Raw genomic sequence first — 14,169 nt, 5'->3', positions numbered from 1 at the left:
GTCCGTGGCACGCTTCGACGGTGAAGATGACCGACGTCACGCGTGCGATCGAGGCTGCGACCTCGGTCGCCGTGTCGCTCGACCTGCTGGTGGAGGACGCGGTAGTCCTCCACAACTCGAACAAGCTGGCGCTGCGGCTGACGCCGTGCGACGTCGTCGCCCGGGTCGCCCCCGTGGGGCAGGAGGTCGCCCGGTTCGAGGTCGACCTCGCCCAGCGGCTCGCCGACGCCGGAAGCCCGGCAGGGCGGTCGGAACCGCGGGCGGGCGCGCAGGTGTACACGCGCGACGGCTTTGCGGTGACGCTGTGGACCTACTACGAGCCCGTGACGCCGCACCTCGCACCGGTCGACTACGCCAGGGCGCTGGAGCAGCTGCACGCCGGCATGCGCACGGTCGATCTGCCGAGCCCGCGGTTCACGGACCGGGTCACCGAGGCGGAAGAGATCGTCGCCGACCCGGAACGTTCGCCGGAGCTCGCCGACGCGGACCGCGCGTTCCTCGGCGGCAGGCTGGCACGCCTGCGACGGGCGATCGCGGACCGCGGCGCCGCGGAGCAGCTGGTCCACGGCGAGCCGCATCCGGGTAACGTGCTCGGCACGGAGGACGGTCCACTGTTCATCGACCTCGAGACGTGCTGCCGCGGGCCCGTCGAGTTCGACCTCGCACACGTTCCCGAGGCGGTCTGCGCGCACTACCCCGGCGTCGACCACGGGCTGCTGGACGAGTGCAGGCAGCTCGTCCTCGCGATGGTCGCCGCGTGGCGCTGGGATGCCGGCGACCAGTTCCCCGACGGGAGGCAGTTCGGGGAGGAGCTCCTCCGCGTGCTGCGGGAGGGGCCTCCGTGGCCGACGCTCGACACGGTGATCGGGCGGCCGGACGAACCGTAGGAACGCCGGCCACCCTCGGTCACAGTCACAGTCACAGTCACAGTCAGCGGGTCATCTGGCGGTACTGGGCCGCCACCTCCCATCCCGTGGCCGCGCGGTCGAACAGCTGGATCGTGTCCATGCTGCAGTTGCACGGGTTCCGCTCCTGCGTGTCCTGCGGGAAGCTGCCGCCGATCTTGATCCCGCGGGGCGTCGTCGCCGAGGAGCCCGAACCGTCCACCTGCCACGGGTCGCCGTCGACCACGTAGAAGCCCGGCACGCGCTCACCGTTGCGGTACAGCGCCATCTTTCCTTCTGTGTAGTCGAACGTCGCGGCCAGGTGCACCCACTCGTCCTGCGGCAGCAGGGTGCGCCAGTCCTCGTGTGCGGCGAAGGTCTGCGACGCGCCGCCGTCGACCCGCCGGCCGAGCGCGACGAGCCGGAGCTCGCCGTCCACCTGGATGATCTCCAGGAGCGCCCGCACGCCGTGCCCGTCCGAGTCGCCGCTGAGCACACCCGCCAGGCCGATGGCGTTGTAGAGGTCGTCCGGGTTGGCGGTGGTGGTGTTCGGGCTCGGGTTCTGGCCGGTCATCTTGACCCAGCCCATCACCGTGATCCCGTCCACGCCGTTCAGGGCGGACAAGGTGTCCACCCCGTCGGCGTCGAACATGCCCGCCTTCCAGTCGTCGTTGCCGGCGGCCGACGGGTTCACCTGCTTGAGCTGGATGGAGTTGTTGCTGCCCGGGTGGGCGCCGTCGGCCACGCGCATGCCCTCGCCGCCGTTGACCAGGTTCAGGTAGGTGCGGGACGCGCCGCGGTCGATCTCCACCGCACCGTCCTGCTGGAACGGGTGCTCGAAGTCGTACAGGCTCACCTGGTTCGGCTCGAGCGAGCGGGTGACGTCCCGCGGCACGGGCGCGCTGATCGTGTCGACCACCTTCCAGATCTTCCCGTTCGCCTTGGCGACCAGGTAGAGGTCGCCCGCGCGGTCGCGGCCCATGCGCAGGTCGGCCCGCTCGTCGCCGGTGAAGTCGGGCATCCGCTTGCGGGTGCCGTCGGTGTCGTAGAGCGCGAGCTCGTACATCTGCGCCTCCGGCCCGCCGCGCCGCATCTGTGACTCCTTGGCGAAGAACACCCGCCCTTCGACCAGGTCGGTGAACAGGTACTTGCCGTCAAGGGCCGGCAGGTCGTGCCCGCGGTACACGAACCCGCCGCTGATCGCGTAGCCGCTGTCCGACGTGCACGGCCAGCCGGGCGGCGGGTCGTGATCGTACGCCACGACCGGGTAGGTGAAGCCGAGCTCGGCGTCGTTCTCCGGGAGGGGGTAGAGGTTGCAGCGGTCGGCCGGGTCGAAGACGTACTTGCCCTCGCGGTCGCCCCAGCCGAAGTTGTCGCCCGCCTGCACGTCGTAGACGGCCTCGATCGCGTGCTCGCCGATGTGGCCGAGGAACATGCGGGTGTCGCCGCGCCTACCCTGCTTGTCCCAGCTGAACCGGTGCGGGTCGCGCATGCCGACGGCATAGATCTCGCCCAGCGCACCGGGCGTCCCGACGAACGGGTTCGACGGCGGGATCCCGTACGTTCCGCCCGGCCCGTCGTTCCCGGCCGGGTCGATGCGCAGGATCTTGCCCGCCGGTGTGCCCATGTCCTGCGGGATACCGGTCCCGACGCCACGGCCGCCGTCGCCCACGGCGAGGTAGAGCAGGCCGTAGTCCTCCGCCCCTGGCCGCGCCGTCGGGTTGAAGTCGATCTGCTGGATCGCGTGGATCTGGCCGGCGAAGCCGAGGCGCAGCACCTCACGGCTCGTCCCCGAGAACCTGTCGGCGGCCGGGTCGTCCGCCACCCACTCGGTCACCACGGAGTGCAGGAACGTCGGGTTCTGCGGCGGGTACGTCGTGGGGTCCGGCGGCGGCCCCGCGTTGCCGGGACGCTCCGTGTGCACCGTGTAGAAGGTGCCGTTGTCCTCGAAGTCCGGGTGGAACGTCGCGAACCCGAACCCGCTGCCCATGCCGCGCCCCGAGAAGAACTCCGGCGCGAACTCCGCCGCGACGTCGAGGTAGACCTGCGGCTCGCCGTCCTCGACGAGGTAGAGGGGGCCGTTGAGGTCCGGTACGTAGGTGCGGCCCGACCCGTCGGGCAGCTCGCCGAGCCCGTTGATGCGGGCGTGCCGCATCAGCCGCCGGTCGGTGGGCGCAGGGATGGGTTCGGTCTTGGGGAACTGGGCGTACTCCTCCAGCACGAGGCCCAGCGTGGACTGGATCTCCTCCGGAGCCGGGTCGGCGATCGGGCCGGGTTCGGCCGCCGCGGTCGTCGTCGCCATCGTCATGGTCGCCGTGGTCAGCCCGGCCAGCGCGGTAGCGGTGATCGCCACCGCGGCCACCGCCGACCGCCATCGTCGCTTGCTCATGGTGCCTCCTGAATGTCGTCGTCGTCATTGCGGAGTGCAGCTGTCGGTCGAGCCCGGCCCTCGTCGGTCGAGCCTGTCGAGACCCCCGGCGTCACCGGCAGAACGGTCGTGCCCCGGCCGCACCGAGGATCCCGCCCACCACGTGTGCCTCGAACGACCCGGCACCCGCGAGCGCCGAGTCCTCTGTCCAGGCCGCCGGGTCGTGGCCGAGCGTGGTGATCCACGCGCGGCCGCCGTCGTAGTACTGGCACCACGACACGGGATGGTCGTCCTCGTGCCCGGGGTGCCCGTTGAACCCCGTGTGGTCACCGATGGTTCCGGTGTCCACCTCGGCCAGGAACCGCACGCCCGTGGGGAACGGCTCGAGGTGGTACCACTCGTCGCGGAAGTCCCACCGGCGGGGCAGGTCGCGCGTCGAGGCGTCGCGCCGGTCGACGGTCACGACCTGCCCGTCGCGGTGCGGCCCGTGGTCGTAGAAGTGGGTCCCGCCGAGCAGGCCCTGGAACCACGGCCAGTGGTACATCGCGCCGAGCGTGTTGTGGACAGCGACGAAGCCGCCGCCCGACCGGACGTACTGGAGCAGCGCCGTCTGGGACGCGTCGTCGAGCATGGTGCGGGAGTTGCTGAGGAACACGACGGCGTCGTACGGCGCGAGCTTGGCCGGGGCGTCGAGCTGGCGCACGTCCTCGGTCCAGTCGACGTCGAACCCGTGCTCCTGGCCCCAGCGGACCACCGCGTTCTGTGCGACGTGCGCGGACGTGAGCGGCGGGTTCAGCCCGGCGGGCAGGAGCGGCCCGAGGTGCGCGTGCCGGGAGCTGCCCGTCGCGGTGAGGACCAGCACGCGCACGACGCCGTCGTCGGCCCGCGGCAGGTCCCAGTCGTTGTAGCAGGCCGGGTCGGTGCCCCGGCAGACGCCGTAGTCGGCGAGCTTGTCCTGGTACGTGTTCTGGCGGTCCGGGGCCGACGGCGGCCCGCTCCGTGCCGTCGGCGCGAGGTGCAGACCGGCCAGCAGTGCGGCCAGGATGGCGAGGCCGAGCACGACCTGTCCCGCACCGCCGAGCGACTTTCCGAGCATGGTTCTGAGCGACATGACGGTTCTCCTTTGAACTGCCACCGGAAAGCTGTGTGCTGTGGGCGCGATGGTTGCGGCTACGCGTCCGTTATAGGCGCAATGATCGCGCCCACAAGCAAGGGTTACGGCACCTCCTTCGGGCGGCCGCCCAGGTAGAGCTGGGCCAGACGGGGGTCAGCGAGGAGGGTGGGGGCCGGGCCCGTGATGTGCACGGTGCCCAGGTCCAGCACACAGCCGACGTCGGCCGCCTCCAGCGCACGCCGCGCGTTCTGCTCCACGAGCAGCACGGCCGTCCCGGCGTCGCGCATGCGCTGCACCTGCTCGAACACGATCGCCGTCGCCTTGGGGTCGAGCCCCATGGACGGCTCGTCCAGGAGCACCACCTTGGGCCGCACCATGAGCGAGCGGGCGAACTCGACCTGCTTCTGCTGCCCGCCCGACAGCGCGCCCGCCAGGGCGGCCCAGCGCTCGCCGACCAGCGGGAACAGCTCCGTGACGAAGTCGGTGCGCTCGGCGATCACCGAACGGTCGTGCACGGTGTAGGCGCCGAGCAGCACGTTCTCCGCGACCGTCATCTCGGGGAAGACGCTGTGCCCCTGCGGCACGTGGGACAGGCCTGCGGCCAGGAGCTGCTGCGGGGTGCGCCCGGTGACGTCGACGCCGTCGACCACCACCTGGCCGGCGCGCGGCGTCAGCAGACCGCTGGCGACCTTGAGCACCGTCGACTTGCCCGCACCGTTCGGGCCCACGAGGCAGACCACGCTGGACGGCGCGACGGTGACGGACAGCCCGCGCAGCACCAGGGCAGCGCGGCCGTAGCCGGCCTGGACGTCGACCAGGCGGAGCAGGGGTTCGGCCGCGGGCGCGGGTGCCGGTCCGGTGGGCGGTCCGGTGGTCGGTTCAGACGCCAAGGTATGCCTCCAGGACGTGGGGGTCGTCCTGCACGACGGCGGGGGTGCCCTGCGCGATGGGCCGGCCCCGGTCGAACACGACGACGTGGTCGCTCAGACCCATGACCAGCTCCATGTTGTGCTCCACGATGATGAAGGTGCGGCCCTCGGCGTTGAGCTCGCGCACGAGGTCGGCGATGCGGTCGACCAGCGCGGGGTTCACCCCGCCGGCGGGCTCGTCGAGCATGATCGTGTGGGGGTCGCCCATGAGCACCCCGGCGAGCTCGAGCAGCTTCTGCTGGCCGTAGGAGATGTCGCGGGCCTCTGACTGCTCGAGGTGGTCGATGCCGACCCGGGACAGCAGCTCGCGGGCGTGCGCGATGTCGGCGGGGTTGCGCGAGCCGCGCAGGCGCTGCAGCAGCCCGTGCGGCTGCACGGCGACCAGCATGTTCTCCAGCACCGTGAGCCGCGGGAAGATGCGGCAGAGCTGGAAGCTGCGGCCGATCCCGGACCGCGCGATGCGGTGCGGTGCCAGCCCGGTCACGTCCCGGTCCCGGTAGGACACGGTGCCGCTGTCGGGCCGGATCATGCCGGTGACGCAGTTGAAGAACGTCGTCTTGCCGGAGCCGTTGGGGCCGATCAGGGCGTTGATCTCGCCCTCGTGGAAGGCGACGGAGGCGCCGTCGATCGCGCGGACGCCGCCGAACGACTTGGTCAGGTCCCGCGTCGTGACGGAGCCCGTCTCGCTGCTCGTCGAGCTGCTCGTCGAACCGGTCATCGGGCCGCCTCCTCGCGCTGGTTCGCCAGCTCCTCCGCGCTCACCTCGCGGATCGACGCCGCCTGACGGCGCCGGTTCAGGGCCGAGGTGAGGGCGGGGATGACGCCGTCGGGCATGAACAGGACGACCAGGCCGAGCAGCACACCCGTGGCGACCAGGTGGAGCTGCGTGTCGCCGTACTGGGACTTGAACACCTCGACGGCGTAGCCGACGACGACGGCCCCCAGCAGCGGGCCGAACAGGCTGCGCACGCCGCCGAGCAGCGACATGAGCACCATGTAGCTGCCGATCAGGATCGAGAACTGGAAGATCGGGTCCAGGTAGCCGAACCAGAGCGCGTACAACCCGCCGCCCAGCGCCGTGAAGAACGCGCTCACCACGAGCGCGGTGAGCTTGTAGGCGAAGGTCGGCACGCCGAGCGCCTGCGCCTTGTCCTCGTCCTCCCTGATGGCCTTGAGCCCGGCGCCGAGCCGGGAGCGCTCGATGAGCCACCAGGTCAGCAGCGCGAGCGCGAGGAGCACCGCGTGCAGGTAGAAGAAGCGTTCGTGCTGCTCGGGCCGCAGCACGTCGGTGCCGAACGGCCGCGGCACCCGCAGCCCGTTCGAGCCGCCGGTGAACGTGTGCCAGCTCTGGAACACGAGCTGCACGATGAGCACCAGCGCGATGGACGCGATCACGAAGGACGCGCCCCGCACGCGCAGCGACGCGATGCCGACGGGAACCGCGATGACGGCAACGATCAGGCCGCCCGCGATCAGCGCGAGCCACGGGTCGAGCCCGGTGCGGAGGATCAGGAGCGCCGTCGCGTACCCGCCGAGCCCCGAGTAGGCGGCGTGCCCCAGCGAGATGTAGCCCGTGAACCCGCCCACCAGGTTCCACGACGTCGCGAGCACCGCGTAGCTCAGGATCACCACGCCGACCGACAGGATGAACGGGTCTGCCGCGAGGGAGGGGAACAAGAGGACGAATGCCACGAGGGCGAGCAGACCCGTGATCCGGGCCCACCGCGCGAGGTCGCGCCGCTTCGCCGGCGGCGCTGGTGCCGGTGTTGGCGCCGGTGGTGGGGGAGCCGACGTCGTCGGCTCAGAATCTCTGGGCAAGGCGACCTCCGAAGAATCCCTGCGGGCGGATCATGAGGGTCACGAACAGGGCCAGGTAGAACACGGTCTGGGCCCAGGTCGTGCCGAGCGGTACCTGCAGCAGGCTCGCGGCCACGCCGAGCAGCATGGCCGCTGTCGCGGCCCCCGGGATGCTGCCCAGCCCGCCGACGACGATGATCGCCATCAGCGGCCCGATCCAGTGCCAGTGCAGCGACGGGTAGATCGTGTAGTCGAGCGCGAGCGCCGTACCGCCGACGGCGGCCGTCGCAAGGCCCAGCCCGAACCCGAGGCCGGCCACCCGGTCGGTGTCGATGCCGATCAGCCGCGCGGCCTCAGGGTGCTGGGTGGTGGCCCGCAGCGCCCGGCCGAAGGAGGTCTTGCGCAGGATCAGGTACAGCGCCCCGAGCGACACCGCGGCGAGCGCGAACGCGATCAGCTTGACGACGGCGATGCTCACGCCGGCCACCTCGACGCTCGCCCCGGAGTACTCGAGCTGTATCCGGCGCTGCGTCCCTGTCCACACGAAGCCGAGCAGGCCCTCGATGGTCAGCGCCACGGCGAAGGTCAGCAGTACCGACATGGTGGTGAGGCTGATGGGCCGCAGCCGCGACACCAGGAACCGCTGCATGCCGTACCCGACCACGAAGAACAGGGGCACCGTGATGACGAGGGACAGGAGCGGGTCGAGCCCCGAGCGCTCGTGGAAGTACCAGGCGAGGTAGGCGGCGAGGATCAGGAACGCGGAGTGGGCGATCATGACCACCCGCATGACGCCGAAGTACAGCGTCAGGCCGGCGGCCAGGAGGGCGTACAGCCCACCCAGGAGGATGCCCAGCACCAGGCTCTGCGCGAACAGGGCACCGGTCATGCGATCACCACTCGGGCTTCGGGTGGACGAGGTCGGCTTCCTTGACGTCGTCCGGCAGCACGATCGTGATCTCGCCGTCGACGTACTGCTGGATCAGGTGCGCGCTCTGCGGGCGGCCCTGCGCGTCCCAGCTCAGCGGGCCGACCACGGTCTCGACCTCGTTCTCGTGCAGCCAGTCGATGAGCTGCTGCTGGCACTCGGGCGACGCGTCGGCGCAGCCGACGGCCTCGACCGCAGCGGCCACCACCTGGCCGGTGGTCCAGGCGTTCGCCTCGTCCTCCGCGGGCTCGGCGCCGTGCTCCTCCGTGTACGCCGCTACGAACTCCTCGTTCGAGGGGTACGGGGCATCGGGCGTGTAGCCGGTCGGCGCGAGGATGCCCTCCGTCTTGTCGCCGATGGCGGCAGGGAACTCGGCGTTCGTGGGGGCGCCGGAGATCGCGGCCATCTCGGGCTGGTAGCCCTGCTGCTGCAGCGCGACGACGAGGTTGACGCCGTCCTGGTACTGCGACCCGACGACGAGCAGGTCGGCCTCGGAGTCCGCGATCTTCGCCGCGATGCCGCTGAAGTCCGTGGTGTTCGGCGGGTAGACCTCGTCGACCACCACCTCGATGCCCTCGGCGGCCAGCGCGTCACGCAGGCCGTAGGCGGTGCCCTGGGCGAACGGGTCGTCCATGGAGGCGACGGCGATCGTCTCGGGCCGTTCGTCCTCCGGCAGGGCGAGGATGTGTTCGGCGAGGTGGTTGTAGTGGTCGTCGGCGATGGCGGGCGCGGCGTAGAACAGGTTGTCGAAGCCCTGCTCGAACACCTCGGCGGCGGCACCGGCCGGTTCCACGAAGAGGAACCCGTAGTCCTGGGCGACCTGTGCGGCAGGCACCACCAGCCGGGTCGAGAACGGCCCGAAGACCAGGTCGACGCCGTCCTGGTTGATCAGGCGCTCGTAGTCGGAGGCGACCCGGTCGGCGTTGGACTGGTCGTCGACGATGATGAGCTCCACCTGGCGGCCCAGTAGCCCGCCGTTCTCGTTCACGTGGGCTGCCCAGGCCTCGTAGCCGCGCTGCACGCCCTTGCCCGGCTCGGCGAAGTCACCGGTCAGGGGCAGGGAGACGCCGATGACTATCGGGTCGTCGGGGCCTGCGGACTCCCCGCCCGGGTCGTCGCCCTGGTTGGGGCTCGCCAGGCAGGCGGACAGGGTCAGCGCCGTGGTGGCGGCGACAGCCGCTACCGTCAGGCGTCGGGTTGCTCTCATGGTCCACTCCTTTGTGGCAAGCGCTTCCGTAACCGCTTACGGCACTCTAGGAACCTGGGACCCTTGGTGACAAGGGTCTTGGCCTGATCCATAAGTTCTGATCCATCAGTTCCGTGCACCATCCGTGGCGAGGAGGCCTCATGCCGAAGCACACCGCCGGGCTGCGCCTGATCGATGTCGCCGACCAGGCAGGCGTGTCGATCGCCACCGCCTCGCGCGCCCTCTCCGGGGCGGCCGGGGTGTCCGAGGCACTGGCCGAACGCGTGCGCACCGTGGCAGCGGACCTGGGCTACGTGGCGAACGTGCACGCGCGGTCACTCGCAAGCGGCGCCAGCCCGGGGGTGGGGCTCGTGGTGCACGAGATCGGCGACCCGTACTTCGCCGAGATCGCCAGCGGCGTGCTGGAGGTCGCGAGCACGCACGGGCGCATGGTGCAGATCTGTCATACCGGCCGGGACCCGTTCACCGAGGTGGCGCAGCTGCGGGCGCTCGTGAACGCCCGCGTCGGGATCATCGTCGTTGCCGGGTCCGGGCATCTGGACCGCGACATCCAGGCACGGATGAAGGGCGAGGTGCAGGGCTTCGAGGCGGCCGGCGGGCGCGTCGCCGTGATCGGGCGGCATCCCCAGCTCGGGGTCGACGCCGTGGTGCCTGCCAACGTCGAGGGCGGCCGCGCGATCGCCGAGCACCTGCTCCGGCTCGGGCACCGGCGCATCGGTGTCACGGCCGGGGCGCGGGGACTGGCGACGATGGCCGACCGGCTCGCCGGCGTCGAGCAGGCGCTCGGCGCGTACGGCCTGACGCTGCGCGACCTGCCCGTGGTCGAAGCGGAGTTCACGCTCGACGGTGGCAAGGAGGCTGCCCGGCGCATCCTCGACGAGCATCCGGACGTCACGGCGATCCTCGCGCTCAACGACGACATGGCCGTCGGCGTGCTGTCGGTGCTGGGGGAGCGGGGCATCGCGGTTCCCGGTGACGTGTCGGTCACCGGGTTCGACGACGTCAGCGTCGCCGGCCACCTGTCGCCCGCGCTGACGACGGTGCACCTGCCGATGAAGGAGATGGGGCGCCAGGCGCTCGAGCTCGCGCTGCTGCCGCGGGCCGCGCGCGCCCGGCGCAGGACGGCGGAGCAGCAGCTGATGGTGCGGGCCTCGACGGCGCGGGCGCGGGGTCGAACGTCCGGGGTTGACGCGGGGCGCGCGTGGGGCTGACGCGTTCGGCTGGAATCGGCACGGAGACACCACGAATCGTGGGTGTGTTGCTGTGAGTAGGCGCTGTCTACTCACAGCAACACTGTCCTCAGGTGCCGTGCGTCAGGCTGGGACGAGCCAGCTCGGAGCGAACCGTCGGAGCACCACGGCGCAGGGCGATCTGTTGAGCTGGCTGATCGTCGGGTTGGCGGTCTGGACCCGGCGTGCCTCGACCAGCGCGAGAACGATGCCGCTACCGGTAGATGTCAATGCCGAGTAGCCGCCCTCACGCAGGTCGCCGACCCGGTTTCCTTCGCTCGCCAGAGGGTCGTCGCTCAGCAACCGCTCGTAGGCGTTGGGCCACGTCTCGCCGCCGTCGATGCTAGCGCGCAGCTTCATCTGGTAGCGATTGTTGTCCTGCTGGCTAGCGGAGTTCAGGTGGATGAGGTGCCGGTCGCCATTGATGGTGTGGGAGATCTGGGCAGCGTGGGCACCGGGGTCGATGATCTGGGCGCGCCAGTACTCCTGGCCGAACCGCTGCCAGTCCCCGGGATTCCCGATGGCGATCCGACGTGTGTTCGGAAAGGTGCCGCCGTTCAGGACCTCCGAGTCGAGGGCGCGATAGTTCAGGATCAGCTGCCCGTCGGGGCGCTCCGCGACCGTCCCCTCGCCGTACGGTCCACCGGCAAGCCCGTTCGGGATGCGATGCCCGGCCCAGTCACCACCTGGCTCCTTGATGATCAGACGCCCGCGCGCGGGGACGACGAGGGTGCCGTCGGCGCGCTGGATACCGTTGCCGGGGCCGATGAAGTCGTTGGTCGGGGTGCCGTTCTCGGACCGGCGGTTCAGATCGTTGCGCACTACCGGGGTGGTCCAGGTGGCGCCGTTGTTGTCCGAAGTCGCCAGAAAGACCTTGGGGTCGTCCTGGTAGGCCGAGCCCGGCTGCCGACGCAGCATGAAGCAGTACAGCCGGCCCGTCGTTCCGTCGTGAACCAGGGTGGGGTTCGTCCAGGCATAGAGGGTTGCCCCGGCGAGCTCGGTCGCGACGCTCCACGTCAGCCCGGAGTCGGTCGACCGGCGGATCAGCAGATTGAAGTTCCCGCTGGCATCAAGATTGCCGTTCGGTCGGCCCTCCACGATCGCGATGACCACGTTGGTCCCTGGGATCGCGAGGATCGAGGGGATGCGGCACGTGTGGTAGTTGCCGTCCCCGCTCGGCTTGGGAATGGACGCCGCTCCGGCCTGTGCGTCCCCGAAGAGCATCTTGCTCTCCATCCCGTCAGGGTCGAGGGCGAACGCTTGCTGCGGCGACATCACCCCCGCGCCTGTGAGCCCGAGTGCGGCTACGCCGGCCGCTCCACCGAGAAACGTTCGTCGAGATAACGTCATGGGATATTCCTCACTGACCTCATCGGAAGGAGCTGACCTGGCAGAATGTGCAGGTCAGCGCCGCTAACTTTGCTTGGAGCCCAGCGAGACGTCAAGGAAAGGTGCAAAGTGGCTAAATTGGCGTGCCCTCCTTGTGCGGCTCGACCGGGAGCAGGGCGGGGGACGGCTCGGCCGTCGTCAGCCAGTGGGCCAGGACGTCGTGGAACAGCTCGGGGTCCTCGGCGCTCCAGACGTGGTGCATGCCGGGTGCCAGCCGGGCTACGGCGTGGGGCGCACGGGAGACGATGTCGTCGAGTGCTCGGTGCACGGTCCGCGGCTCCTTCTCGCCGGCGATCGCGAGCATCGGCGCCCGGAGGTCACGGAGCCCGTCGAGGTCGGCGGCCGGGACACCGTCGTAGACCTGGACCATCATCCGGCGGGCGGAGTCGCGGTCGATGCCGAGGCCCGTCGAGACGAACGCGTCGACGGAGTCGGCAGGCAGGCGGAACGCTCGGGCGAGACCGTTCCAGTACCCGGGGCTCGACCAGAACGACACCTGTGCCAGCCCGCTCCAGCGGGTGAGTCGCCCGACGCCGCGCAGCGCGGCGCCCGTCACGAACGCGCTGCGGACCACGTCGGGATGGCGGGCGGCGAGCAGTGTCCCGAGGACACCGCCGAGGGACAGCCCGACCACGTGCACGCGTCCGTCGTGGGCCCGGCTGCGGACGAGGTCGGCCACGTCGTCGGTCACCGTCATGAGATCGGTCCAGGGGCGGCCCGCCGATGCGCCGAAGCCGGGCAGGTCCGGGACCAGCGCGTGGTGGTCCGTAAGTGCTGCGGCCTGCTCGGTCCACATCCAGCCCGCGACGTTCCCGCCGTGCAGGAAGAGCACCGTCTCGGAGGCGGCGGGGTGCAGCTCGGCCACGTGCAGGTTCACAGCGCTGCCTCCGGTGTCCCTCGTCGCCGCGTCCCGACCGGGAGCAGGGCGGGGGACGGCTCACCCGTCGCCAGCCAGTGGGCGAGCGTGGTGTGGAACAGGTCCGGGTCCTCGACGTCCCAGACATGGTGCATGCCCGGTGCGAGCCGCGCTACGGCATGGGGCACGCGGGAGGTCACCTCGTCCATCGCGTCGCGGAAGGTCCGGGACTCCTTCTCGCCGACGATCGCGAGGATCGGGGCGGTCAGCCGGCGGAGCCCGTCGAGGTCGCGGGCCGGCACGCCGTCGTAGAGCTGCGGGACCATCCGGCGGACCGAGTCGCGATCGATCCCCAGCCCCGTCGTGACGAACAGGTCGATCGCGTCCGGTGGCAGGCGGTACATCCGGGCGGTCGTCCTCCAGTACCAGGGGCTGCCGAAGAAGCGGATCTGCGCCAGCCCCGCCCAGCGGGTGAACCCTTGCACGCCGCGCAAGATCGCCCCGGTCACGAAGACGCTCCGGATCACGTCCGGGTGGCGCGCCGCGAGGGCCGTCCCGACGACGCCGCCGAGCGACATCCCGACCAGGTGGGCCCGCCCGCCGTGGGCCCGCTCGCGGACGAGGTCTGCCAGCTCGTCGACCGTCGTCGAGAGGTCGGTCCACGGGTGCTGTGCCGAGGCGCCGAACCCGGGCAGGTCCGGGATGAGGGCGTGGTGGTCGGAGAGCGCCTTGGCCTGCTCGGACCACGACCAGCCGGCGACGTTCCCGCCGTGCAGGAACAGGACCGACTCGTCGGCGTCGGGGCGCTGCTCGACAAGATGGATGCTCGTGGGGCGGTTCGTCGCGGCGCTCACAGGGCTGCCTCCAGCTCGTCGAGCCACGTGAGCTCGGCCTGGACCTCGCGGATGCCGTTGCGCAGCGTCGCCGACCGGAGCCGGGTGGCCAGGTCGCCATCGTGGACCGGAATGCCCTCCAGCGTGGCGAGCAGGCGGAGGGCTGCGTCCCGGCGCTCCGCGAGGAGCACTCGGACCAGCTCGGGGTCGTTCTCCCTGCCGACGAGGAAGAGCCTGCCGAGGAACGGCTCCCGTGGCCGGTCGTCGGGCAGCGGGGAGCGGAGCCAGGCCGTCAGCGAGGCCCGGCCCTCGTCGGTGAGCCGGTGCTCGCGGCGGTCGGGCTTGCCGGGCTGCGGGATGACCCGGACGTCGACGAGACCGTCGCGTTCGAGCCGGGCGAGCGTGCGGTAGATCTGGGCCTGATCGGCGGACCAGAAGTGGGCGACGGTGCCGTCGAACGTCTTCTTGAGGTCGTAGCCGGTCATGGGTTTCAGGTCGAGGAGGCCGAGGATCAGGGCGTCGAGTGCCATGCCTCATACCCTACAACACATATATGAGACTGTGCATATATGAACGCTGAGCCGCTCGGCGGTGCGACATCGTTCGCGCGGGCAACTATGTAGGGTGCAGGTGTC

13 protein-coding genes are annotated in these 14,169 nt (G+C 70.8%); 2 read left to right on the top strand and 11 right to left on the bottom strand.

The window, feature by feature from the left end; all coding sequences use genetic code 11:
- The first annotated feature begins 26 nt into the window (after window positions 1-26).
- On the top strand, window positions 27-887 hold the full coding sequence (locus tag ACFS27_RS19370; protein WP_377191092.1) for a phosphotransferase enzyme family protein: 861 nt from the start codon (window positions 27-29) through the stop codon (window positions 885-887).
- Between the two features lie 43 nt (window positions 888-930).
- Here the strand turns inward: ACFS27_RS19370 and ACFS27_RS19365 are convergent, their stop codons facing one another.
- The 7 genes from ACFS27_RS19365 to ACFS27_RS19335 all read right to left on the bottom strand — a co-directional run bounded on the left by ACFS27_RS19365 (window position 931) and on the right by ACFS27_RS19335 (window position 9,227).
- The gene (locus ACFS27_RS19365; protein ID WP_377186084.1) at window positions 931-3,273 is read right to left on the bottom strand and encodes a PQQ-dependent sugar dehydrogenase; all 2,343 of its coding nucleotides are present in this window, start codon (window positions 3,271-3,273) and stop codon (window positions 931-933) included.
- 91 nt (window positions 3,274-3,364) lie between these two features.
- Window positions 3,365-4,363: a ThuA domain-containing protein gene (locus ACFS27_RS19360; protein WP_377186082.1), complete on the bottom strand. Its 999-nt coding sequence runs from the start codon at window positions 4,361-4,363 to the stop codon at window positions 3,365-3,367.
- 104 nt (window positions 4,364-4,467) lie between these two features.
- The gene (locus ACFS27_RS19355; RefSeq protein ID WP_377186080.1) at window positions 4,468-5,256 is read right to left on the bottom strand and encodes an ABC transporter ATP-binding protein; all 789 of its coding nucleotides are present in this window, start codon (window positions 5,254-5,256) and stop codon (window positions 4,468-4,470) included.
- Complete coding sequence (locus ACFS27_RS19350; RefSeq protein ID WP_377186078.1) at window positions 5,246-6,013, bottom strand: ABC transporter ATP-binding protein; 768 nt, start codon at window positions 6,011-6,013, stop codon at window positions 5,246-5,248. Before ACFS27_RS19350 ends, ACFS27_RS19355 begins: the two co-directional genes overlap by 11 nt.
- Window positions 6,010-6,987: a branched-chain amino acid ABC transporter permease gene (locus ACFS27_RS19345; protein ID WP_377186076.1), complete on the bottom strand. Its 978-nt coding sequence runs from the start codon at window positions 6,985-6,987 to the stop codon at window positions 6,010-6,012. Before ACFS27_RS19345 ends, ACFS27_RS19350 begins: the two co-directional genes overlap by 4 nt.
- 109 nt (window positions 6,988-7,096) lie before the next feature.
- Window positions 7,097-7,981 (bottom strand): branched-chain amino acid ABC transporter permease, encoded by an 885-nt coding sequence (locus tag ACFS27_RS19340; protein ID WP_377186074.1) that lies wholly within the window; start codon window positions 7,979-7,981, stop codon window positions 7,097-7,099.
- Between the two features lie 4 nt (window positions 7,982-7,985).
- Window positions 7,986-9,227, bottom strand: a complete 1,242-nt coding sequence (locus tag ACFS27_RS19335; RefSeq protein WP_377186072.1) for an amino acid ABC transporter substrate-binding protein — start codon at window positions 9,225-9,227, stop codon at window positions 7,986-7,988.
- Between the two features lie 140 nt (window positions 9,228-9,367).
- Between ACFS27_RS19335 and ACFS27_RS19330 the strand changes: the two genes are divergently transcribed.
- The gene (locus ACFS27_RS19330) at window positions 9,368-10,438 is read left to right on the top strand and encodes a LacI family DNA-binding transcriptional regulator (RefSeq protein WP_377186070.1); all 1,071 of its coding nucleotides are present in this window, start codon (window positions 9,368-9,370) and stop codon (window positions 10,436-10,438) included.
- Between the two features lie 102 nt (window positions 10,439-10,540).
- Here the strand turns inward: ACFS27_RS19330 and ACFS27_RS19325 are convergent, their stop codons facing one another.
- The 4 genes from ACFS27_RS19325 to ACFS27_RS19310 form a co-directional block, all read right to left on the bottom strand.
- Complete coding sequence (locus ACFS27_RS19325; protein ID WP_377186068.1) at window positions 10,541-11,692, bottom strand: sialidase family protein; 1,152 nt, start codon at window positions 11,690-11,692, stop codon at window positions 10,541-10,543.
- A gap of 226 nt (window positions 11,693-11,918) precedes the next feature.
- Entirely contained in the window at window positions 11,919-12,722 is an 804-nt protein-coding gene (locus tag ACFS27_RS19320) for an alpha/beta fold hydrolase (RefSeq protein WP_377186066.1), read from the bottom strand.
- Window positions 12,719-13,555, bottom strand: a complete 837-nt coding sequence (locus tag ACFS27_RS19315; protein WP_377186064.1) for an alpha/beta fold hydrolase — start codon at window positions 13,553-13,555, stop codon at window positions 12,719-12,721. Before ACFS27_RS19315 ends, ACFS27_RS19320 begins: the two co-directional genes overlap by 4 nt.
- The gene (locus ACFS27_RS19310; protein ID WP_377186062.1) at window positions 13,552-14,064 is read right to left on the bottom strand and encodes a PadR family transcriptional regulator; all 513 of its coding nucleotides are present in this window, start codon (window positions 14,062-14,064) and stop codon (window positions 13,552-13,554) included. The genes ACFS27_RS19315 and ACFS27_RS19310 overlap by 4 nt, the downstream gene beginning before the upstream one ends.
- Window positions 14,065-14,169 lie beyond the last annotated feature (105 nt).

Origin of the sequence: Promicromonospora vindobonensis (genome assembly GCF_042685865.1) — a bacterium.
GTDB classification, from domain to species: domain Bacteria; phylum Actinomycetota; class Actinomycetes; order Actinomycetales; family Cellulomonadaceae; genus Promicromonospora; species Promicromonospora vindobonensis.
This window is presented reverse-complemented; position numbering and strand designations above follow the sequence as displayed.

Bases quoted from the DNA above. Each gene is read 5' to 3' on its own strand.
- ACFS27_RS19310 (WP_377186062.1), bottom strand. From the start codon at position 14,064: ATGGCACTCGACGCCCTGATCCTCGGCCTCCTCGACCTGAAACCCATG.
- ACFS27_RS19360 (WP_377186082.1), bottom strand. From the start codon at position 4,363: ATGTCGCTCAGAACCATGCTCGGAAAGTCGCTCGGCGGTGCGGGACAG.
- ACFS27_RS19335 (WP_377186072.1), bottom strand. From the start codon at position 9,227: ATGAGAGCAACCCGACGCCTGACGGTAGCGGCTGTCGCCGCCACCACG.
- ACFS27_RS19350 (WP_377186078.1), bottom strand. From the start codon at position 6,013: ATGACCGGTTCGACGAGCAGCTCGACGAGCAGCGAGACGGGCTCCGTC.
- ACFS27_RS19370 (WP_377191092.1), top strand. From the start codon at position 27: ATGACCGACGTCACGCGTGCGATCGAGGCTGCGACCTCGGTCGCCGTG.
- ACFS27_RS19325 (WP_377186068.1), bottom strand. From the start codon at position 11,692: ATGGAGAGCAAGATGCTCTTCGGGGACGCACAGGCCGGAGCGGCGTCC.
- ACFS27_RS19340 (WP_377186074.1), bottom strand. From the start codon at position 7,981: ATGACCGGTGCCCTGTTCGCGCAGAGCCTGGTGCTGGGCATCCTCCTG.
- ACFS27_RS19365 (WP_377186084.1), bottom strand. From the start codon at position 3,273: ATGAGCAAGCGACGATGGCGGTCGGCGGTGGCCGCGGTGGCGATCACC.
- ACFS27_RS19330 (WP_377186070.1), top strand. From the start codon at position 9,368: ATGCCGAAGCACACCGCCGGGCTGCGCCTGATCGATGTCGCCGACCAG.